Below are 19,465 nucleotides of genomic sequence, written 5' to 3' on the forward strand. Positions count from 1 at the left end.
CATGCTATGCTTGTCCAAGAAAGATTATGAATGAATGGAGAAACCGTGATGAAACTTGCTTCATTGGATGAAGTGAATACATTTATTGAACAAAATCCCCTTGCATTCATTTATATTTCAAGAAAAGATTGCGGGGTTTGCCATGCGCTGCTTCCTCAAGTGGAAAAGCTTTTAGAAAACTATCCCTGCATAGCTTTTGGAGTAATCGACGCAGAAAAGGTGAAGAAAGTGGCGGGGCGTTTTTCAGTTTTCTCTGTTCCAGCATTGTTGTTTTTTGTGGAAGGAAAGGAATATTTCCGAGAAGCCCGATTTGTGCATATGGACATATTGAAAGAAAAAATCAATAAAATTGTAAGGCTGTATGAGGGGTAAAGAAAAAAGGAGGCGTTCAAAAACGACGTCTCCTTTTTTTCATTATAATTGGTTTACAAGAGCATGCATTGTTTCTTTTAATTCTTCATCATGATTGGAAAGTTGAACTAAGTTTGCAAGGCGCTCTTTTAAAATATGGCGTTCAATGATTTGTTTTTCATCAAGAACATTTACAATTAATTGAATAATTAAACTATCAAGGATTTGCAATGCTTCATCTTTACGTTCAGGTACAATTTTAGCATCTTTTCTTAAAGCTTTGCTTGCCATAATCATTCCCCCTAAATGTTTTCCTATAGTTCATAGTACCATAATATTATACATTTTTGGATATCGAATTATAGACGAGAACGGCAATTTTTATAAAAGAAAAGAGAGTATAAAAAATTTGCCCATTTTAAAGGATTTTAAAGATGTATTTAGAATATATATTTGTAAAAGGAGGAAGAATGAAATGAGAGGAATTATGCATAATGTAAAAAGGGCTATTTCACTGGATGAGGCTTATCAATTTTTAAAAACAGCAAAAGTGGCTCATGTGGCAACCGTTGGAGATGACGGCTATCCTTATGTCATTCCATTTGTTTTTGTGTATGAGGAAGGGACAAAATTATATTTGCACATAGGAAATTTAAGGGAAAGCCACTTTTGGGAAAATATTAAAAAGAATCCGAGGGTATGCATTGAAGTATGCGAGATGGGGGCAATTGTTCCAGGGAAAAAATATGCCTGCCAGTCGGCATTAGGTTACATGAGCGTTGTAGTGTTTGGAAAAACTCACCGCATTGAAGATGAACAAAAGAAAACATGGTTTTATGATTGCCTTTGGAAAAAGTACGGGGACCCGAATTGGCAATTTGAAAAAGGCGGTTATCCAGCCTTGCCAAAAACAGAAGTGTTTGAAGTGGATATTGAAACCATTACAGGGAAATGGAGCGATGCAATGAGCCATTAATCCAAAAAATAAGGTTGGGACAAATCTAAGAAAACGTCATTTTCTCCAAAGAGAAAATGATGTTTTTTTGATATGTTATTAAAATTGATTCCGTTCCGGGGACGCTTTCCGCGGGCCCGGCTAGACTCTCCTCTGATTCATTCCTTCGCTCCTCGTAGTCTTGAGAGGGATTGTTGCAGGAAAGCTTTGAATTTACTTCCTTGAGCTTGCTCCGCTTTGCGACTAAGCGTGCGCGACAGAAACTTGCCCCGTCACGCCAATCAATTTTTCGTTCTATCAATTTTTTATCAAAATTCTTTCAGCTGCCCCTATAATTTTTTGTTTATGTCCCAGACTCTTTATTTGTTTAGCTCTTATGTATTTAGTTATTCAACATCGCCGCATTTTTTCGCAAGTTCATACAATTTGTTTTTCATATGCTCTCCAATCCGCTTTTGTCCGCTTGAAAAATCTTCATTGTCTTGAAAAGCAATGGGTTCATCGGATATAATGAGACGATTTTTTTTGCTGACGTATAAGGGAACAAATTGCACATGCTGTCCTGTTTCCTTGAAATAATATTTTTCGATAAACAAATATCCTTCATGCATATCCTTTGTTTCATTGGATGTGCTCGTATAATCAATCGTTGGGTAAATGACGATGCTTTCGCCTTTTTTTAAGGCTTCCACTGTCAGTTGAAAGGTTTTGATGATTTTTTTTGATCCTCTATATACAGGAATACCCTTTCCTGATTTTAACAAGTTAGCGATTACAAAAGAAATGGGATAAGCGCAAATTTTAGCAATGGTTGGATTCATGCCAAATCTCTTTGTAAATGTGTAATCCACATATTGTTGGAAGCATTTTTTGCGGTCTAGAAATACATGCAATATCCAAGTTCTCAAACTTTTTGGAAACCATAAGTAAATAATAAATGGACTAAAGAGATTTTGATGATGGGAAATGTAAACTACGGGATCTTTAACTTTTTCGTTAATTTGGATGCGATAAGCCGGGTATATTTTTCGAACAATCCATTGAGAGATGAGAAAGAACTTGCCGTAAAAATTAGATGTCATGTTCTTTTCTTCACCTTCATTCCGTTTTTTGTTTTGTTACACTACCAGAAACAATCATTGAGAAAATTTTTAGCGAGTCTTTGATCGGATGGTAATAGGAGCTTTTGTTTTTATGAATGTAGATGGTTTGAATGGGAATTTGTTTAATAGGAATTTTTCTTTTAACAGCAGCAATCAGCATATTCATTTCATATTCATATCGTTCCCCTTCTAAAGAAAGCAGGGAAGGGAGAAGGGTGATTGGAATGCCTCTAAGACCTGTTTGTGTATCTTGAAGTTTGATTTTAAAGAATACATGAAATAAAAAACTTGTTATTTTATTGCCTAAGTAACTTCTTGCTGGGACGTGATTTTGGTCAAAATCCCGTACGCCAAGGAGAATGGCGTCTTGAATATCATTTAGGTTTTTTGCCAAGTGAATGACGTCGGCAACGGAATGTTGACCATCGGCGTCAGCAGTTACCACTCCATGCACATTTTGTTGCTTCAAAACGTATTCAAAAGCTGTTTTTAATGCTCTCCCCTTTCCTTTATTTCTTTCGTGGGTGAGCACCGTGCAATTTTGAATCGATTGAATTTGATGAAAAATCGGATTGCAGCTCTCCAAGCTTCCATCATTGACCACGACAATTTGTGAAACACCGTATTTCAATAAATGGTATATATAGTTGATTAATTCACGTGTTGGATTCAAGGCAGGAATGATAATGCAGACTTTGTTCATATCGTCCCTTCCTTTCTATACCTTTGTCCTTGGAGATAAAAATTTAATATAATTGTAGCATGAAAAAGAGAATTCTTGATATTTTTAGAAATTATGGAAATCAGAAAGTCGTTGGGTTGAATCTTTTATTCATGTATATTCAAAAATTTTCATTTCATTCCAATATTCTCGCTTTCCTTTAGAAAAGGGAAAATGTAAAGAATGAATAGAAAAAATAATTTGGGATATACGCAAAAAGGAGGTTCATCTAATCGATCCTCCTTTCATACACAATGCCTAAATCATTTTTAATAATGCTTCTTCGCCCGTCATTCCTTTGACGATCCCCAATTTTTCTGCTTCTGTTGTGACCGATTCTAGAGGAGCTTTTAATAAATCTTCAATGGTTTTTACACCAACAGCGCGGCCTGCAATAATCTTTCTGTCCGCAAGCCGAGTGTTTAATAATTGAACATCCAGCGCACCACACATGATATAGCCAATTTCATTTGAAATCGTTAATAAAGTCGTTTTAGGTAAATGCACAATGACGGCTGTAAACATATGTCCTTCCAGTTCAATTGGTTCAATGGAAACCAATAACATCGCTCCTTTCGTTAATAACATATGGAACGATGAAAAAAATGGTTCTGATTTCAATATAGAATTTTTAAGTGCGGTCAAAGGAATGAACAATATAAGGAACGTATAGTGTTTAACGAACTTTTCATACTAAGAATACTTTCACAAAAAAATCGTCCATGATGAAAGAGGTGACTGCCGATGACTAAGAAGGATCTTCCGACATTAAGAAACCGAAGCATTAAGCCAAAATATCAAAAATCTCTAATCAATGGCCAAACGGAAATATCTCTTCACAACCAATTATTGAGAACGGATGCAAAGGCAAGACAATATTAATTCATCATGGCGGTATCGTGAAAGGACCCGGAACTTAGTTTCCGGGTTTAAATTTTAAAAAAATCATTTTAGGTGTATAAAACCTTTCAATGAAGTCATAATAAATAATGATTTCACAAGGAAAAAGCGACATGAACACAGGGGGGATTACCGATGGACAAAATCGCTGAAAAAGCTAATACTGATACTCCACCGAAAAACTCTTGAAAGGTACAGCAGTAGTCCACAATTGATTATGGATGAAGCACCTTTTAGAGAGTAGTTTCATGTCGGAATTTGTGAAATTCAGTAAATGAATTCACAAGGATAAACGGCATGAACACAGGGGGGATTACCGATGGACAAAACCATTGAAAAAGCCGATTCAGAAACTCCACCTAAAACTCTTGAAGGTGAAAAAGCAGTCCATTGATCAACCAAAATAGAAAAGCTTAGCCACCTTAGAGAGTTGATTGTTTTATGTCGCCATTTGTGAAATCTGGGCCCGGATTAGTTTCCGGGTTCTATTTTTTTTTTTTGAGCGTTTTTTCTCTCAGAAAGCTTTCTCCAAAAGGAAAAATACGACCTCAGACGGATAAGATATTATTTCTCTGGCCGGTTTTATCAATGAAGGAATCTTTTTAGAATGGGGGTATATGAAAAAGGAGAAAGCCGGAATGGAGAAAGTTTATTTATTGTTTACAGATACGGGCACCCTTTTTACGAGAATCATCAAACTATATACGAAAAGAGTTTACAATCATGCTTCGATTGCATTTGATTCCGACTTTATGGAAGTATACAGTTTTGGAAGAAAATATCCGAATAATCCGTTTATCGGAGGGTTTGTAAAAGAAGATTTGCGCAATGAACTTTTTCTTAGAAGCAGAGGGGCTATTTACAGCTTTTGGGCAACCCAAGAAGAAATAGTCCGTATGAAAACCATTATTAATGCCATTGAAGCAAATCATGAAAAATATAAATACAATTTAACCGGATTAATTACATACGTTTTTAATAAACCTTTGCATAGGAAATATGCATATTTTTGCTCTCAATTTGTAGCCCACGTATTAAAAGAAGGAGCGAATGTGGATTTACCTAAGCCTATTTCCCTCATTTCTCCATATGATTTGCAGTGTTTAAGCCATTTGCAGTTAGAATACGAAGGGCCTTTATATTATTTATTAAGAGACCAATTGGACGAGTTCTGCCATTGAAATATGAGGAAAAGAATGTGTTCGCACCTTTGCATGAAATAGAAAATCTGTAGCAAACTAAGCCTAGCAAACGAATGTTTGAGAGGTGCAGCAATGGAAAACATCAATCAAATTCCAAAGGATGAAGGAATCGACCATAGTTTAACTCTGTTAAAAGAAGGTTATGAATATATTTTAAATCGAAGGAAAAATTTACAAACGGATATTTTCGAAACAAGGATTTTGGGTAGAAAAGCCATTTGTTTAGGAGGAAAAGAGGCAGCCCGATTATTTTATGATGAAACAAAATTTCAACGACAAGATGCGGTGCCAAACCGATTGATTGAAACATTGTTTGGAAAAAATAGTGTTCAGACCCTTGATGGAGAAGCCCATCAACATCGAAAGAAAATGTTTTTAAATGCCTTGACGGAAGAAAAGGTAGCTAATTTCTTAGATATTGCAAAAATTGAATGGGAAAAGGCGTTGGATAAATGGTCCAAAAAAGAGGAAATTATTTTTTATGAAGAAGTCAAAACGCTGTTGTGCAAAGCAGCTTTTAAATGGATTGGATACCCTATTTATGAAGAAAATGCAGATGTCTTTATGAATGAATTGGGAGCGATGTTTGAATCTTCGGCTGCTATTGGAATAGAGCATTGGATGGGGAGAATTAAAAGAAATCAAATGGAGAAAAAGATGGAGCAATTAGTAGAACGAATCCGCTCCAATAAAGTTCAAGTCCACCCCGATTCCATCTTGCACCAATTCGTCTTTTATAAAGACCTCGACGGAAGGCAGTTGGATGCTGAAACGGCTGCCGTTGAAATCATTAATATAGTGCAGCCTGTAGTGGCTATTTCCATCTATATTAATTTTCTTGTCATGGCATTGGCCCATTTCCCTCATGAAAGAGTAAAATTGAAACAGCATCCGGATTATGCGCATTTCTTTATTCAAGAAGTGAGACGTTTTTATCCTTTTCTCCCATTTGTTGCGGCAAGGGCAAAAAGCAGTTTCACTTGGAATGGATACGCCATTCAAGAAGGAACATTGGTGTTATTAGACATCTATGGAACGAATCATGATCCGAATCTATGGAATAATCCCGATGAATTTCAACCGGAACGTTTTGCCAAATGGAAAGATGATCGTTTCAGTTTGATTCCGCAGGGAGGGGGAAATGTCAAAACAACCCACCGTTGTCCAGGCGAGCAGCTAACTATTGAAATGATGAATTTAGCTTTGGCCTATTTGTTAAATAAAATGGATTATGAAGTGCCGGAACAGGATTTGTATATAACAAAGGATGACATTCCAAGCATTCCAAAAAGCAAAGTCATTTTGAGAAATGTCAAAAGACAAAAGGAAAGCATTCATTAAATTTCAAAGGGGCTGCCTAGAAAATGGATATAGGCAGCCTGATGTTTTTTAAGGTATTAAAAAGCCCGGCATTAAATATTTCTTGAAATAATAGCCATCCTGCAAAATTTATGCTTGTCCAAAAAGCACAGGAATATAATGAATAATATCCATCGGCGTGACTCCAAAATTGGATGTTTGTTTCCCTAATTCCTCAGCGGCAATGGCATGATAATAGCTTGCACTTAATAAGGCTTTAACGGAATCTTTTTGTTGGGAAACAAAGGATGCAATCAATCCTGTCAGCACATCTCCGCTTCCACCTTTTCCAAGTGCATCATTTCCATAGGGATTAATCCATAGTTCTCCTTGAGGCGTTGCAATAATGGAGCGATGACCCTTCAACAATAAATAAACGCCATAAGCAGTTGCAAACTGTTTTGCAACATCCAAACGATTGGCTTCAATTTCCCGGACAGTTTTTCCGGTTAAAGTGGCCATTTCCCCGGGGTGGGGCGTTAAAATGATATCTCCTTCATAATGCTGCAATTCTCCTAAATGATTTTTTAGAAAATACAATCCATCAGCATCTACAATCAATGTTTGGGTTGTAAGCTTTTCGAGCAAAGTTCGAATCATTGCATCCCCATTACATTCCCTGCCTAGTCCTGGACCAAAAACAACCGTTTTGTATTTGGAAAAGTCAATGGTTTCAAGGGCTTTGCTATCAATTGACCCTTTCACATCTGAAAGTGGGAAGAAGAGACTTTCATGGCAAGTTCCAGCAGCATGCGAATAAATGGTTTCAGGTATGGCAAGGGTGACAAGACCAATCCCCGAATGAAAAGCCGCCTTAGCAGTATAGATGGGTGCCCCGATGTAATATTTGGAACCGCCAATGACTAAACAGTGGCCGAAAGTTCCTTTATGGCCGTGTTTTTCTCGTTTTGGCAGCGAAGCCTTAGCCTTTTCTCCATCTATCAATTTAGGCAGTTGAAGTTGAAGGATTTCTACAATGGATTCGGGAACAGAAATATTTGCAACTTTCCATACCCCAATTACTTTTGGTCCATCTCCAACAAAAAATCCGATTTTTGGCATAGCAAAAGTGATGGTTTTCTTTGCTTGAATAGCTATATTTCCTATCTCCCCTGTATTGCTGTTAAGGCCAGAAGGAACATCCACGCTGATGACATCTTTATTGGACTCATTTACCGCTTCAATAATTTTGTCGAAGGGGGAACGTACACCGCCGGAAACGCCTGTCCCCAGCATGGCATCCACAATCACATCCGCTTTTTGAATATAAGCGAAAATGTCTTCTTCTCCTTCTTGATAACGGTAGAGCGGCAACTGGCGGTTTTTATACACTTGATAATGAACAAGAGCATCGCCTTTCAGCTTTTCTTCTTTTCCAATAAAGCAAAGCTTTGTTTCATATCCTAAGTCGATTAAGCGTCTTGCAATGACGAATCCATCGCCGCCGTTATTTCCTTGCCCAGAGATCACTAACACGCGAGTATGGTGAGGATAATCATTTATGATTTCTTGAACAACAGCATTCCCTGCATTTTCCATTAATACAACGCCGGGCAATCCCAGTTGTTCCATTGTATATCGATCAAGGGTTTGCATGGATTTTTGGTCGGCAACATACATAAAAACCCCTCCTTTACATAAGATATTTTTGAAAATCTTTTCCTTTACTTAATTCTACAATAATCCGTTTTGTCGCAAGTGTGAAACTTCTGGGAAAAAAAAGAAGTCTAATGTTGATAGGTTTGACTAACAGAAGGAAGAACTTCATAATGAAAGAGTTAATGTGAAATTTAAAATACATAAGGAGCAGTAAAAATGGAAACATGGATTCAGAGAATCATGGAGGATTTTGGATATATAGGCGTCTTCTTATTAATTATGTTAGAAAACTTGTTTCCTCCAATTCCCTCAGAGGTCATTTTAACCTTTGGCGGCTTTATGACGACTTTTACGGATTTAACGGTTACGGGAGTCATTATTGCTTCAACCCTTGGATCGGTGGCGGGAGGAATTATTTTATACGGCATTGGTTTGCTGTTGGATGTGGAGCGTCTTGTCAAAATCGTTGATAAATACGGGCGCATTTTAAGATTAACGAGAAAAGATGTTTATAAAGCGGATGCTTGGTTTGACCATTACGGCTTTTGGACAGTCTTTTTCGGCCGATTTGTACCGGTCATCCGCAGTTTAATCTCCATTCCGGCCGGTATGAGCAATATGAAGTTTTGGCTGTTCCTTTTATTGACGACGTTGGGAACTTTGATTTGGAATACGGTGTTGGTGCATGTTGGGGCTGCCCTTGGAGATAATTGGACAAAAATTGTAGAAGTGATGGATGTTTATTCGCATATTGCATATGTTGTGATTGTCATTGCTTTTTTACTATTTGTGATATGGTACGTCCGGAAAAAGCAGTTTTTAAAAAAATAAAGATCATGTTATAGAGGCTGGGACATAAACAAAAAATGAAAGGGGCAGTTGAAAGAGTTTTGATAAAAAATTGAACTAACGAAAAATTGATTGGCGTGACGGGGCAAGTTTCTGTCGCGCACGCTTAGTCGCAAAGCGGAGCAAGCTCAAGGAAGTAAATTCAAAGCTTTCCTGCAACAATCCCTCTCGAGACCACGAGGAGCGAAGGAATGAATCAGAGGAAGGCCTGCGGAAAGCGTCCCCGGAACGGAAATCAATTTTGATAACATATCAAAAAAGAGGCTGGGACAAAACTAGCTTCTAGATAGGAAAAAGGAGAATTTGAGCCAACTCAAATTCTCCTTTTTCCATTTATCCCCATAACAATTAATAGACTTCATTCTACGAAAACAAAAATACCAAAAAGACTTGGACATCTTGGGGGAACGGAACAGTTATTCCAAAACAGATCAAGATGCGACGTTCATGCGAATGAAAGACGACTATATGAAAAACGGTCAATTGAAAGCTGGATACAATGTACAAATCGCAACAGAAGGTCAATACGCACTAGCTTATAACAAACAATTAATAGACTTCATTCTACGAAAACAAAAATACCAAAAAGACTTGGACATCTTGGGGGAACGGAACAGTTATTCCAAAACAGATCAAGATGCGACATTCATGCGAATGAAAGACGACTATATGAAAAACGGTCAATTGAAAGCTGGATACAATGTACAAATCGCAACAGAAGGTCAATACGCACTAGCTTATAGCATAAATGAAAAGAAATCAGCGGTCGACCGTCCATGGAAACGTAAGTTTCTAGGATTTAGCTTTACCTATCATAAAGAGCCAAAGGTTCGTATCGCAAAAGAAAGCCTTAAACGAATGAAGAATAAAGTTCGTGAAATCACATCACGCAAGATGCCCTACCCGATGGAATACCGCATTCAGAAACTGAATCAATATCTAATGGGATGGTGTGGATATTTTGCGTTAGCAGACACCAAATCTATATTCCTTGAATTAGACAAATGGATTCGTAGAAGACTTCGAATGTGCCTATGGAAGAACTGGAAGAAACCGAAAACAAAGATACGCAACCTTATTCAACTTGGCGTACCACAATGGCAAGCGTATGAATGGGGAAATACTCGGAAGGGTTATTGGCGTATTTCAAATAGTCCAATATTACACAGAACCCTTGGTAACTCCTATTGGAGAAACCAAGGGCTGAAAAGTCTTGAAGCTCGTTATGAAAACTTGCGTCAATGATCTTAATTGAACCGCCGTATACGGAACCGTACGTACGGTGGTGTGAGAGGACGGGAGTTAATCGCTCCCTCCTACTCGATACATTATTTGACGTTTACAAGTTTTGTAAATTTTTCTTTATCTAATAAAGTACCTACAAGGAATTCGCCAAATTCGCCAAAGCGGGCGGAAGCTTCATCAAATCGCATTTCATATACAATTTTCTTAAATTGCAGCATATCGTCGGAGAAGAGTGTTACGCCCCATTCATGGTCGTCTAAACCAGTGGAGCCTGTAATTATTTGTTTCACTTTGCCTGCATATTTGCGGCCGATTTCGCCATGAGAGCGCATTAATTTGCGGCGTTCATCCATTGGCAACATATACCAGTTGTCATCTAATAGACGGCGTTTGTCCATTGGATAGAAACAAATATATTTTGTTCGTGGGAGTTCCGGATATAAACGGGAACGAACATATGGGTTTTGATATGGATCTTCGTCAGAATCGCCTAAATAGTTGGAAAGTTCCACAACAGAGAAATAAGTATATGTTGGAATCGTATAATCAGCAATTTTTAATTTATTAAATTCATTTTCTAATTCTTGGATTTCTTCAGGCGTTTCGCGAAGAATCATTAACATAAAGTCCGCTTTTTGTCCGATTGTAGAATAAAAAGCATGGGAGCCAGTTTTTGCTTGGTGAACTTCCTCTAATTTATCAAGGTATTCGTAGAATTCATCTAATGCTGCTTGACGTTCTTCTTCAGGGAGCAATTTCCAAGAAGTCCAGTCGATAGCGCGATAATCATGTAGGCAGTACCAGCCGTCTAAAGTAAATGCTGCTTCGCTCATTACATAAACACTCCTTCGAATTGATAATCATTCACAGTTATCATCTTAGCATAAATTATAAAATATTCCTTCGAATAATGCTTCAAAATAATGAACCTTTCATAAATTCGTCCACTTTTATTCACAATTGATTTTGTGTATCCTAAAACTATAGTTTGCACGTTAATCATTTTGTGAGGAGTATAAGGAATGCATTCAATGTTAAAGCAAAAAACGTGGCGTTTCATCGATCAATCCATGTCCTGTCATCGAACTCCCCTGGAATCTTTCGCAATGGATGATACGCTTTGTCATTTAGTCGGTCAAGGTTTGTCCGCACCTGTTGTCCGCACTTGGGTTCACCATCCATATGTTGTGTTGGGTATTCAAGATCATCGTATGCCTTTTATTCAAGAGGGTATTGAGATGTTAAAAAAAGCTCATTATGAAGCCATTGTAAGAAATTCCGGCGGGCTTGCCGTTGTGCTGGACAAAGGAATTTTAAATATTTCCATCGTACTTTCTGAAGCGCCTGGTTCTATTAGTATTCATACTGGGTATGAAGTGATGCTGCAATTTGTGAAACTCTTATTTCCAGAAGCAGCTGAAGAGATTCAAGCTTATGAGATTGTCGGTTCTTATTGCCCGGGTTCCTATGATTTGAGCATCGGAGGAAAGAAATTTGCTGGAATCTCTCAGCGCAGATTGCGAAACGGTGTGGCTGTACAGATTTATTTATGTATTGAGGGAAGTGGAAGCGAGCGGGCGGAATTAATTAAAGAATTGTATGAAACGAGTTTAAAAGGGAAAGAGACAAAATTTCAGTATCCGAAAATTCAACCGGACGTGATGGCAAGTTTAAGTGAGTTGTTAAATCGTCCGATTACCGTTCAAGAAACAGTCATTCAAGTTCAGCAACTGCTCGCTTCGCTGTCTGAAAAAGTATTGTTCCAACCGCTTGAAGGCGACGAATTAGAATTATATTCTTTTTATTTAAAAAGAGTGTTGGAGCGGAATGAAAAAATGCTTGGAAAAAATACGTAGATGAGCTTTAATTCGGCACATCTACGTTTTCTATGCTAGATTGTTGCTGCTGGGATTGGATGTGTGAGTAATCAGCAACTAAATTGCCGTTTTTCTCCATTTTAAATACTGGTGCAATGCGTGGTTCTTCATCTTCCAATGCAACTAGCCTGCGAGCGCGGTTCATAATTTGAACAAATTGCTCATAGTCTTCGCGGATTTGTTTATTTTCAGCGCGCCATTTTTCCACTTCTTTTTCTAATTCTTTTATTTTTTCAGTAGCAGAGTTGGCAATTTGGCGCCATTTTGTGGCTTCGGTGTCAGTGCCGCCTTGAGATTGCAAACGCAATAAATAAGCAATAACAATATCTAAATTCATATCAGATAAGGAAATAGGCTTTGATTCTTCGTTTGAGTTAGGAAGCAAATAAACGCCTGGAGAACGTCTTCTGCCGTTCATTCCTAATAATTTCATGCGCTCTTTGCGGATTCTTTTTGCTTCTTCTAATTCTTTTTCATAGCGTTTGCGGACAACTGCATTCCAGCGAAAACCGCAAGCTGCCGGAGTTCGATTTAATTTGTCTCCCGCTTCTTCAAAGGCATTCAGCTGAGTGCTTCCTTCTTTGACGTGTCTTAAAACCGCTTCTGCAAGCAGTTCATCATTTTCTTTTAACCATGCATCTTGTCTTAATTTTGCCATCGTGTAACCTCCTGTTATTAATGTAGTAGTTTCTTATTGTCAAAACATATCCTGTCCAACAAGTTCCAATTTTATTCATTTTTCTGAATAAATTTTTATATGAATTTATGAAAAAGAAGAAATTCAGCCCTTTGATGGATATTTGTCCTTTTCACTTGAATGCAAGTGTTGGTATAGTCTAAAATATCTTTTAGGCTAAAAAGGAAATCACAAGTTTTTTGAATTTGAATAATAGAAAGGATTGTTGACCTTATGGCGGCAAACGAATTTAGAGTTTGTGATGAATGTCAAGCCGTCAATTTAAAAACGCTCATTCCAAAATTGAAAAAATTAGATCCCGATGCAACAATTGTGATTGGTTGCCAATCTTATTGCGGACCTGGTCGCAAAAAGACTTTTACTTTTGTGAATGGAAGACCCGTCAATGCATTAACGGAAGAAGAATTAATGGAAAAAGTAAAAGCCAAATTAAAAATCGATTAAAAACAAGCTACTTTCTATCATGGTAGAAGGTAGCTTGTTTTATTTTTTAGATTTTAGGAAACTCTATTTGCAAAACTTCCGGGAATCGCGGCACCGAACAAAGAAACGTGTAAAAAAAATAAAAAATTCTTTATAATAAATAGTAAGAATTGGAAGAAACGAGGTGCAGTCTATTGAAAGAATATGCTAAGCAAAAACTGCCGGAAGAAAAAGTGTTTAAAGATCCCGTGCACCGATATGTTCATGTTCGAGATCAAGTGATTTGGGATTTAATTGGCACTAAAGAATTTCAGCGTTTACGCAGAATTCGCCAGCTAGGCACGACGTATCTTGTATTTCATGGTGCAGAACATAGCCGATTCAATCATTCATTAGGGGTATATGAAGTTGTTCGACGTATCGTTGACGATGTATTTCATGGAAGACCTGATTGGAATGAGGATGAACGTCTTCTTGTGTTATGTGCAGCCCTGCTTCATGATTTAGGCCACGGTCCATTTTCCCATGCTTTCGAAAATGTTTTTAAAACGGACCATGAATATTTTACAAGACAAATTTTATTGGGAGATACTGAAGTCAATGCGGTGTTAAAACGAGTATCAGATGATTTTCCGGAGAAAGTGGCGCAAGTGATTGAAAAAACCTATGAAAATCAACTTGTGGTAAGTCTTATTTCCAGCCAAATTGATGCGGACCGGATGGATTATTTGCAAAGAGATGCCTACTATACAGGCGTCAGCTACGGCCACTTTGATATGGAAAGAATTCTTCGCGTCATGCGTCCAAGAAAAGGCAAAGTGGTCATCAAAGCAAGCGGCATGCATGCGGTGGAAGATTATATTATGTCCCGTTATCAAATGTATTTGCAAGTTTATTTTCACCCGGTGTCTCGAAGTGCAGAAGTATTATTAAACAATATTTTGAAACGGACAAAGCATTTGTATGAGCAAGGCTATCAATTTGCAGTGGAGCCGATTCATTTTAAGTCTTTTTTTGAAAACAAGATTACAGTGGAAGATTACTTGGAGCTGGATGAGTATTTATTAGTTACCTATTTCAAAATGTGGATGAAAGAAAAAGATCCGATTTTAAGTGATTTAAGTATGAGATTCATCACTCGTAAATTGTTTAATTATATTAATCTCAACCCGGAGGAAGAGCCAGAGCGCTTTGAAAAATTAAAAGAATTATTCCAGCAAGCTGGTGTAGATACAGAATACTATATTTATCATGATTGCACATCGGACTTGCCTTATGATTACTATGAACCAGATAAAGAAACAAATCGTTTTCCAATCTTTTTAGAAATGCCTAATGGCGACATCCGCGAGCTGTCTCAAGAATCTTTTATTGTTGATGCCATTGCTGGGCGAATGAAAAAGGACCATAAAGTGTATTATCCAAAAGAACTATTAATGGAACCTGCATTAGATTCAAATATAAAACAAGAAATCGAAAAACTGTTAATATGACTGGAATGATGCAGTCTGATTCGTATTTCTTATGAGAAAAACGGATAAAGGAGAAACATTCCATATCAAATTCTTATAATATTCGGCAAAAATTATATTATAATAGACTGTGACTACTTCAGAGAAAGGAAAAGCAACATGAGGCTCTTTCTTAAACTTTGTATGCTCTTGTTTCCCCTGATTTTAATTGCCCCGACATTCGGGGAAGCAGCAAGCAGCGTTAGTTTTGCCGTTCCATTGAGCGACAACGTCAAAGTTTACGACAACCGAACCGGTTCCTTAGTGCCTGTTGCAACGATGAAAAAAAATCAGCCCCTTGTCATTGATCAAGAATATGGACAAGATTGGTTTCAGGTGAAATTCGGAAACGGCTATGGTTACATTAATAAAAACGACGTTTACCGCTCTGTAACTTGGACAGAGCGAAACGTCAATAAGAATGTCAAAAATTCCAATATGACGGTGCTTATTAATCAAGATGTGGAAGTATTTGATAATACTTCTGGAAAATTGAAACCGATGATCACCATCCATGCAGGCATTCGCTATCCAATTATTGGTGATTACAGCAAGAACTTTTGGAAAGTGGACGTTGGTGGAAGAATCGGCTATATGCCAAAATTCAAAACAAGCATTGACTATGGCATACCGATTTTAATGTACCATCATATTTTAAAGCCGGAAGAAAAGGCAAGTTCAGCTTTTGCCAATGCTAATACAACAGTGACAACGGTCGAATTTAATGCGCAAATGCAATGGCTGAAAAACAATGGATACCAAACGATTTCTCTTTACGATCTGGAAAGATATATGAAGCACCAAGTGAATCTTCCTGCAAAAGCGGTGGTGATTACTTTTGATGATGGCATCACAAGCACGAGGGAATATGCGTATCCGGTATTAAAAGAGAACGGATTTACGGCGGAGCAATTTATCATTACGAGTCGAATTCCTGCGTCAAAAGAGCCTTTCCAATGGGATACTTTAAGATTTTTAAGCAAACAAGATATGGATGAGATGAGCGATATTTTTCGCTACGGAAGCCATACCCACGACTTACATAGTTTAGTTGGGTCAAAAGCGAAGGGCTTGACGATTTCTGAATACGATTTATATAGTGATTTAGTAATGAGCAGAAATATTTTAGGAACGTATTATTTTGCGTACCCATTTGGCCAATATAATCAAAATTATATCAATGCGGTGAAAAAAGCAGGCTTCCGAATGGCCGTTTCAACAAGAGGCGGTAAAGTAAATTTAGGAGAAAATCTATACACATTAGAGCGTTTAGGCATAGAACCGGGGTTATCGTTGGATCAATTTGCAAGGAAAGTAGGGAACTATAAGTAAAGGGTGACGAATAGTCACCCTTTACTTGTGTAAAATTAGATGCATCCTTATTTATCGGAAGCACGAACACCGCCAGTGGCATAATGATTTTTTGGCATTTCTTCGATTATAATTGTAACTGCTTCCGGTTTTGCTTGAATTGTTTCAACGAGCGCTTCAGTCACTTTTTCTACCATCGCTTTTTTCTGTTCATCTGTGCGTCCTTCTAACATTTTGATTGTAACTACTGGCATGCCTGAACCTCCTAATGGATAAATTTAGAGTATAATTATTATAATAGGTTTAAATGGAGGGGATGACAATATGACAAATCAAGAAAAACCAAAACAAAAAATGTCTTTTACCATCATCAAAAACGACCCGACGGATGGTCATAAAGGTTTTGGCATTGGCACAGTTTCACTGGAGAATGTTACTCCGGTTTTCATTGACATAGAAGAAAAACAAGCTTTTATAGACATGGGGGCTATGCATGCCAAAAGCGCAGTGGAAAAGGGCGTAAAATTCACAACGAACCGGGAAGATTCTGCAGGCGGAAAAACATACTGGCTTGTATGGGTGACGGTTGATATTAAAGAAGAGGGTCCATACTATGCGGGGGTTGCGGCTTGCGAAATGGTGGTAAATAAAGAAAAGCGAAGAGGCTATAAAATTTTAGCGGACCATGTAAATAAAATGGACAAATCATTGAAACATAAAATTGTAGTAAGCCATATGGATACTGAATCGAAGAAAGTGTTGGCAGAATTCCTTCAAAACCACGATCAAGCCATGTGGGAACGAAGCAGCCAACAATTGAAAGATGAATTAACTATATATGAATAATGTGTCTATTTGTCAATGGATTTGCCGAAAAAATTGAGCATTTGTGTCAGAAATGTGACGAAAAGTTGTAATATTTATTCCTTGGTTGAAACCGTTCTAAAAAAAAAGTACACTGAAGTTATAATGATTAATAGTATAACTAGGACATTTTGTAGATAGAGTTTATGCTATGTGGTATTTGAAAAATCCCAAGCCAAATGCTTCATAAAAACTCTATTTACAAAAGCTTTCTCTTTCTAAGGGGAAGCTTTAATTTTTTGCAATAAAGAAGGTGCTGGCAAAGGCCAACACCCTTTTTATTTTATTGGAGCCATTGCTTGAATGATTCAAACGGAAATAATTCGAAGAAACCGTTCCAAGTATCTTCGTTAAAGAAGTCCAAATCTGTACATTTCTTTGTCGGAATATCTTCTTCTTTTAAATACATCAAGCGTTGTTTCGGGCATGCATCTGTCGCCAGTTTGCCCGTCTCAATATCGATGAGCACCCCTTTTACGCCATCTGGCACTTCAAAAGATTCATTCGGTTTATCTTTATGAACAGCCTCCATAAAATCAATCCACACTTGTTTATGGGCTGACATATCCGAGGAAGTGGACAGCGTTTTTCCTTGGTCATAACCGTTCCAAACGCCTGCAGTAAGCGAAGGGCTATAGCCGATGAGCCATTGATCTGAAACGGTTGTTCCTGATTTTGCGGCATACGTATGCGTCATCCGTGGACGTAAGGAAACACCAGTTGCTGGTGAATAGTCGCTGAATACCGGGTCGAAAATACCTGTCATCATTTGCGTTAAAATAAACGCATCTTGTTTCGAAACAATCTGTTCTTTCGGAGGTTCTTCGTATTCATAAACGATTTTGCCTTCCTCATCTTGTATGGACAAAATGGTCGTTGGTTTGCGGTACTCTCCTTGTGCCGCAATGATATTGAAGGCATTTGTTAAAGCATATAGCGTATTTTCCACCGTTCCGAGAGCCATGGAAGGATTATCTTTATCGGTAAAGCGCAAATTGAATCGCTTTGACATTTCCCGGAATTTATCATATCCGATTTGTTCCAGTGTTTTCACCGCATAAATGTTATCAGAGATAGCAATGGCTTGAGCCATGGACATATCCCCATCCGCAAATTTACCATTGACGTTTTGAGGTTTATACGTTGCTCGGCCATTATCATAAGTGAAAATCGTTTCGCCCACATCCAAAAAAGTAAGGGGCGTGAAACCATTTTCTAATGCTGCCGCATAAAGAAACGGCTTAATGGCAGAACCTGGCTGGCGAAAAGCTTGGGTTACACGGTTATAGGAACTTTCCCGGTAGTCGCGTCCTCCCACAAGAGCTGTTACTTGTCCAGTTTTTACATCCATGCTAACAAGCCCTATTTGCAAATCGTTATCCGGCATATTTTTCTCAATCGCTTCTTCCGCTGCTTTTTGATGGGCTGGATTTAAAGTCGTCTTAATGATCCAACCTCCTGAGCGGAAATTCAAGTTTTTCTTTTCTAAAATTTCCGCTGCTTCTTGCCAAGCTGCATCGATGAAGTACGGAGCGGCTTTTGATGCGGTCCATTGATCATTTTTCAATACAATCTTTTGAGATAAGGCCCGTTCCTTTTCTTCTTTAGAAATTTTATTTTGCTCTTCCATTAAGGACAAGATTAAATGCTTGCGATTGATGGCTTTTTCATAATTATTAATTGGTGAGTAAATGCTTGGCCCTTTCGGAATGCCCGCAAGCAATGCAGATTCCGCCAAAGTCAAGTCGCTTGCGGATTTGCCAAAGTAATATTTGCTGGCCGCTTCAACCCCGTACATGCCATGGCCGTAGTTGACGGTGTTCAAGTATGCTTCTAGTATTTCATCTTTAGAATAAAAGATTTCCAATCGATAAGCATAAAGAGCTTCTGTTAATTTTCTTGACCACGTTTTATCTAAAGTCAAATATAGATTTCTAGCGAGTTGTTGAGTGATGGTGCTGGCCCCTTGCGCTTTGCTTCGGGTTTTTAAATCGGTTAAAAGGGCGCTGGCAATCCGCGGAAAATCGAATCCGTGATGTTGATAAAAATCTTTATCTTCCACAGCAATAGTCGCTTCAATTAAATAAGGTGAAATTTCATCAAGCTCTTTCCAATAGCGGCGTTGATCTGTGAAATGGTCACCAATTTGATTGCCGTTGCGATCTAGGAAAACGGATGCTTTCGGTATCGTAAGCGGTGGAGCTCCGGCAATTTGCGCATATAATCTCAAGCTTCCCAAAGCTACAACTATTGCAAAAAGAAGGGCAATCGAATAAAAAGCGATTCGTTTTTTGCGTTTTTGCCGTCTCATTTTTCGATGAAAACTCCGTCGATCCATCCATTTCACCTCATTTCTTCCAATTACCCATAGTATGTACTGGAAATTTACTGTTTAATCGAAAATCGATATTAAAAAAACTGTTGCACTTTGTCTAAAAACGTCTATACTTTTTTTGTATGAAATTGATTCAAATGGGAAAGTTTTTTCTGTGTCAAAC

The 19,465-nt window shown here is 37.9% G+C and carries 21 protein-coding genes and 1 pseudogene; 13 read left to right on the plus strand and 9 right to left on the minus strand.

The genetic code is table 11. From position 1 onward, the window contains the following. The first annotated feature begins 48 nt into the window (after positions 1 to 48). Positions 49 to 372, plus strand: coding sequence for a thioredoxin family protein (locus DKZ56_RS04555; protein WP_208651580.1), 324 nt, complete (start codon positions 49 to 51; stop codon positions 370 to 372). A gap of 42 nt (positions 373 to 414) precedes the next feature. Here the strand turns inward: DKZ56_RS04555 and DKZ56_RS04560 are convergent, their stop codons facing one another. Further along, positions 415 to 642, minus strand: a complete 228-nt coding sequence (locus DKZ56_RS04560; RefSeq protein WP_208651581.1) for a phosphate-starvation-inducible protein PsiE — start codon at positions 640 to 642, stop codon at positions 415 to 417. 184 nt (positions 643 to 826) lie between these two features. On the opposite strand from DKZ56_RS04560, the gene DKZ56_RS04565 reads away from it, so the two are divergent. Further along, positions 827 to 1,327, plus strand: coding sequence for a pyridoxamine 5'-phosphate oxidase family protein (locus tag DKZ56_RS04565; protein WP_208651582.1), 501 nt, complete (start codon positions 827 to 829; stop codon positions 1,325 to 1,327). A gap of 365 nt (positions 1,328 to 1,692) precedes the next feature. On the opposite strand, the gene DKZ56_RS04570 is transcribed toward DKZ56_RS04565, so the two are convergent. From DKZ56_RS04570 to DKZ56_RS04580, 3 genes are all read right to left on the minus strand, one after another. Further along, positions 1,693 to 2,388, minus strand: coding sequence for a lysophospholipid acyltransferase family protein (locus tag DKZ56_RS04570; RefSeq protein WP_208651583.1), 696 nt, complete (start codon positions 2,386 to 2,388; stop codon positions 1,693 to 1,695). A gap of 16 nt (positions 2,389 to 2,404) precedes the next feature. Further along, the gene (locus DKZ56_RS04575; RefSeq protein WP_208651584.1) at positions 2,405 to 3,112 is read right to left on the minus strand and encodes a glycosyltransferase family 2 protein; all 708 of its coding nucleotides are present in this window, start codon (positions 3,110 to 3,112) and stop codon (positions 2,405 to 2,407) included. Between the two features lie 276 nt (positions 3,113 to 3,388). Beyond that, positions 3,389 to 3,697, minus strand: a complete 309-nt coding sequence (locus tag DKZ56_RS04580; RefSeq protein WP_425471040.1) for a YunC family protein — start codon at positions 3,695 to 3,697, stop codon at positions 3,389 to 3,391. 177 nt (positions 3,698 to 3,874) lie between these two features. On the opposite strand from DKZ56_RS04580, the gene DKZ56_RS04585 reads away from it, so the two are divergent. The 3 genes from DKZ56_RS04585 (at position 3,875) to cypC (ending at position 6,573) form a co-directional block, all read left to right on the plus strand. Continuing rightward, positions 3,875 to 4,012 carry a YpzG family protein gene (locus DKZ56_RS04585; protein ID WP_208651586.1) on the plus strand — a complete coding sequence of 46 codons (138 nt, stop codon included), beginning with the start codon at positions 3,875 to 3,877 and terminating at the stop codon, positions 4,010 to 4,012. A 656-nt stretch (positions 4,013 to 4,668) separates the two neighbouring features. Continuing rightward, the gene (locus tag DKZ56_RS04590) at positions 4,669 to 5,211 is read left to right on the plus strand and encodes a hypothetical protein (protein WP_208651587.1); all 543 of its coding nucleotides are present in this window, start codon (positions 4,669 to 4,671) and stop codon (positions 5,209 to 5,211) included. A 93-nt stretch (positions 5,212 to 5,304) separates the two neighbouring features. Beyond that, positions 5,305 to 6,573, plus strand: coding sequence for a CYP152 family fatty-acid peroxygenase CypC (cypC, locus tag DKZ56_RS04595; RefSeq protein ID WP_208651588.1), 1,269 nt, complete (start codon positions 5,305 to 5,307; stop codon positions 6,571 to 6,573). A gap of 108 nt (positions 6,574 to 6,681) precedes the next feature. Here the strand turns inward: cypC and DKZ56_RS04600 are convergent, their stop codons facing one another. Continuing rightward, positions 6,682 to 8,211, minus strand: a complete 1,530-nt coding sequence (locus DKZ56_RS04600) for an NAD(P)H-hydrate dehydratase (protein WP_208651589.1) — start codon at positions 8,209 to 8,211, stop codon at positions 6,682 to 6,684. A 195-nt stretch (positions 8,212 to 8,406) separates the two neighbouring features. Between DKZ56_RS04600 and DKZ56_RS04605 the strand changes: the two genes are divergently transcribed. The 3 genes and pseudogenes from DKZ56_RS04605 to DKZ56_RS15520 all read left to right on the plus strand — a co-directional run bounded on the left by DKZ56_RS04605 (position 8,407) and on the right by DKZ56_RS15520 (position 10,284). After that, complete coding sequence (locus DKZ56_RS04605; RefSeq protein WP_208651590.1) at positions 8,407 to 9,021, plus strand: DedA family protein; 615 nt, start codon at positions 8,407 to 8,409, stop codon at positions 9,019 to 9,021. Between the two features lie 375 nt (positions 9,022 to 9,396). Next, positions 9,397 to 9,766: pseudogene (locus tag DKZ56_RS15515) on the plus strand (hypothetical protein); the annotation flags it as partial. Between the two features lie 131 nt (positions 9,767 to 9,897). Beyond that, positions 9,898 to 10,284, plus strand: a complete 387-nt coding sequence (locus DKZ56_RS15520) for a group II intron maturase-specific domain-containing protein (RefSeq protein WP_281275700.1) — start codon at positions 9,898 to 9,900, stop codon at positions 10,282 to 10,284. Positions 10,285 to 10,367: 83 nt separating this feature from the next. On the opposite strand, the gene hemQ is transcribed toward DKZ56_RS15520, so the two are convergent. Further along, positions 10,368 to 11,117 carry a hydrogen peroxide-dependent heme synthase gene (gene hemQ / locus DKZ56_RS04615; protein ID WP_208651591.1) on the minus strand — a complete coding sequence of 250 codons (750 nt, stop codon included), beginning with the start codon at positions 11,115 to 11,117 and terminating at the stop codon, positions 10,368 to 10,370. Between the two features lie 189 nt (positions 11,118 to 11,306). Between hemQ and lipL the strand changes: the two genes are divergently transcribed. After that, positions 11,307 to 12,140 (plus strand): octanoyl-[GcvH]:protein N-octanoyltransferase, encoded by an 834-nt coding sequence (lipL, locus tag DKZ56_RS04620; protein WP_208651592.1) that lies wholly within the window; start codon positions 11,307 to 11,309, stop codon positions 12,138 to 12,140. A 7-nt stretch (positions 12,141 to 12,147) separates the two neighbouring features. Here lipL and DKZ56_RS04625 read toward each other — a convergent pair whose 3' ends face one another. Further along, positions 12,148 to 12,819 carry an RsfA family transcriptional regulator gene (locus tag DKZ56_RS04625; RefSeq protein WP_208651593.1) on the minus strand — a complete coding sequence of 224 codons (672 nt, stop codon included), beginning with the start codon at positions 12,817 to 12,819 and terminating at the stop codon, positions 12,148 to 12,150. Between the two features lie 252 nt (positions 12,820 to 13,071). Here DKZ56_RS04625 and DKZ56_RS04630 point away from each other — a divergent pair, with 252 nt between their 5' ends. From DKZ56_RS04630 to DKZ56_RS04640, 3 genes are all read left to right on the plus strand, one after another. Beyond that, positions 13,072 to 13,302 (plus strand): YuzB family protein, encoded by a 231-nt coding sequence (locus DKZ56_RS04630; RefSeq protein WP_208651594.1) that lies wholly within the window; start codon positions 13,072 to 13,074, stop codon positions 13,300 to 13,302. A gap of 173 nt (positions 13,303 to 13,475) precedes the next feature. Then, entirely contained in the window at positions 13,476 to 14,774 is a 1,299-nt protein-coding gene (locus DKZ56_RS04635; RefSeq protein ID WP_208651595.1) for an HD domain-containing protein, read from the plus strand. 138 nt (positions 14,775 to 14,912) lie between these two features. After that, positions 14,913 to 16,124: a polysaccharide deacetylase family protein gene (locus DKZ56_RS04640; RefSeq protein ID WP_208651596.1), complete on the plus strand. Its 1,212-nt coding sequence runs from the start codon at positions 14,913 to 14,915 to the stop codon at positions 16,122 to 16,124. Positions 16,125 to 16,171: 47 nt separating this feature from the next. On the opposite strand, the gene DKZ56_RS04645 is transcribed toward DKZ56_RS04640, so the two are convergent. Further along, the gene (locus DKZ56_RS04645) at positions 16,172 to 16,357 is read right to left on the minus strand and encodes a 2-hydroxymuconate tautomerase (RefSeq protein WP_208651597.1); all 186 of its coding nucleotides are present in this window, start codon (positions 16,355 to 16,357) and stop codon (positions 16,172 to 16,174) included. Between the two features lie 70 nt (positions 16,358 to 16,427). On the opposite strand from DKZ56_RS04645, the gene DKZ56_RS04650 reads away from it, so the two are divergent. Beyond that, on the plus strand, positions 16,428 to 16,949 hold the full coding sequence (locus DKZ56_RS04650; RefSeq protein ID WP_208651598.1) for a YwhD family protein: 522 nt from the start codon (positions 16,428 to 16,430) through the stop codon (positions 16,947 to 16,949). A 301-nt stretch (positions 16,950 to 17,250) separates the two neighbouring features. On the opposite strand, the gene DKZ56_RS04655 is transcribed toward DKZ56_RS04650, so the two are convergent. Further along, positions 17,251 to 19,305: a transglycosylase domain-containing protein gene (locus DKZ56_RS04655; RefSeq protein ID WP_208651599.1), complete on the minus strand. Its 2,055-nt coding sequence runs from the start codon at positions 19,303 to 19,305 to the stop codon at positions 17,251 to 17,253. Positions 19,306 to 19,465 lie beyond the last annotated feature (160 nt).

Source organism: Ureibacillus thermophilus (assembly GCF_004331915.1).
GTDB lineage: Bacteria > Bacillota > Bacilli > Bacillales_A > Planococcaceae > Ureibacillus > Ureibacillus thermophilus.

What these genes read in the sequence shown, in the direction of transcription:
- DKZ56_RS04555 (WP_208651580.1), top strand. Translation starts at nt 49, where the DNA reads ATGAAACTTGCTTCATTGGATGAAGTGAATACATTTATTGAACAAAAT.
- cypC (WP_208651588.1), top strand. Translation starts at nt 5,305, where the DNA reads ATGGAAAACATCAATCAAATTCCAAAGGATGAAGGAATCGACCATAGT.
- DKZ56_RS04575 (WP_208651584.1), bottom strand. Translation starts at nt 3,112, where the DNA reads ATGAACAAAGTCTGCATTATCATTCCTGCCTTGAATCCAACACGTGAA.
- DKZ56_RS04630 (WP_208651594.1), top strand. Translation starts at nt 13,072, where the DNA reads ATGGCGGCAAACGAATTTAGAGTTTGTGATGAATGTCAAGCCGTCAAT.
- DKZ56_RS04655 (WP_208651599.1), bottom strand. Translation starts at nt 19,305, where the DNA reads ATGGATCGACGGAGTTTTCATCGAAAAATGAGACGGCAAAAACGCAAA.
- DKZ56_RS15520 (WP_281275700.1), top strand. Translation starts at nt 9,898, where the DNA reads ATGAAGAATAAAGTTCGTGAAATCACATCACGCAAGATGCCCTACCCG.
- DKZ56_RS04590 (WP_208651587.1), top strand. Translation starts at nt 4,669, where the DNA reads ATGGAGAAAGTTTATTTATTGTTTACAGATACGGGCACCCTTTTTACG.
- hemQ (WP_208651591.1), bottom strand. Translation starts at nt 11,117, where the DNA reads ATGAGCGAAGCAGCATTTACTTTAGACGGCTGGTACTGCCTACATGAT.
- DKZ56_RS04580 (WP_425471040.1), bottom strand. Translation starts at nt 3,697, where the DNA reads ATGTTATTGGTTTCCATTGAACCAATTGAACTGGAAGGACATATGTTT.
- DKZ56_RS04565 (WP_208651582.1), top strand. Translation starts at nt 827, where the DNA reads ATGAGAGGAATTATGCATAATGTAAAAAGGGCTATTTCACTGGATGAG.
- DKZ56_RS04600 (WP_208651589.1), bottom strand. Translation starts at nt 8,211, where the DNA reads ATGTATGTTGCCGACCAAAAATCCATGCAAACCCTTGATCGATATACA.
- DKZ56_RS04570 (WP_208651583.1), bottom strand. Translation starts at nt 2,388, where the DNA reads ATGACATCTAATTTTTACGGCAAGTTCTTTCTCATCTCTCAATGGATT.
- lipL (WP_208651592.1), top strand. Translation starts at nt 11,307, where the DNA reads ATGCATTCAATGTTAAAGCAAAAAACGTGGCGTTTCATCGATCAATCC.
- DKZ56_RS04640 (WP_208651596.1), top strand. Translation starts at nt 14,913, where the DNA reads ATGAGGCTCTTTCTTAAACTTTGTATGCTCTTGTTTCCCCTGATTTTA.
- DKZ56_RS04605 (WP_208651590.1), top strand. Translation starts at nt 8,407, where the DNA reads ATGGAAACATGGATTCAGAGAATCATGGAGGATTTTGGATATATAGGC.
- DKZ56_RS04585 (WP_208651586.1), top strand. Translation starts at nt 3,875, where the DNA reads ATGACTAAGAAGGATCTTCCGACATTAAGAAACCGAAGCATTAAGCCA.
- DKZ56_RS04645 (WP_208651597.1), bottom strand. Translation starts at nt 16,357, where the DNA reads ATGCCAGTAGTTACAATCAAAATGTTAGAAGGACGCACAGATGAACAG.
- DKZ56_RS04625 (WP_208651593.1), bottom strand. Translation starts at nt 12,819, where the DNA reads ATGGCAAAATTAAGACAAGATGCATGGTTAAAAGAAAATGATGAACTG.
- DKZ56_RS04560 (WP_208651581.1), bottom strand. Translation starts at nt 642, where the DNA reads ATGGCAAGCAAAGCTTTAAGAAAAGATGCTAAAATTGTACCTGAACGT.
- DKZ56_RS04650 (WP_208651598.1), top strand. Translation starts at nt 16,428, where the DNA reads ATGACAAATCAAGAAAAACCAAAACAAAAAATGTCTTTTACCATCATC.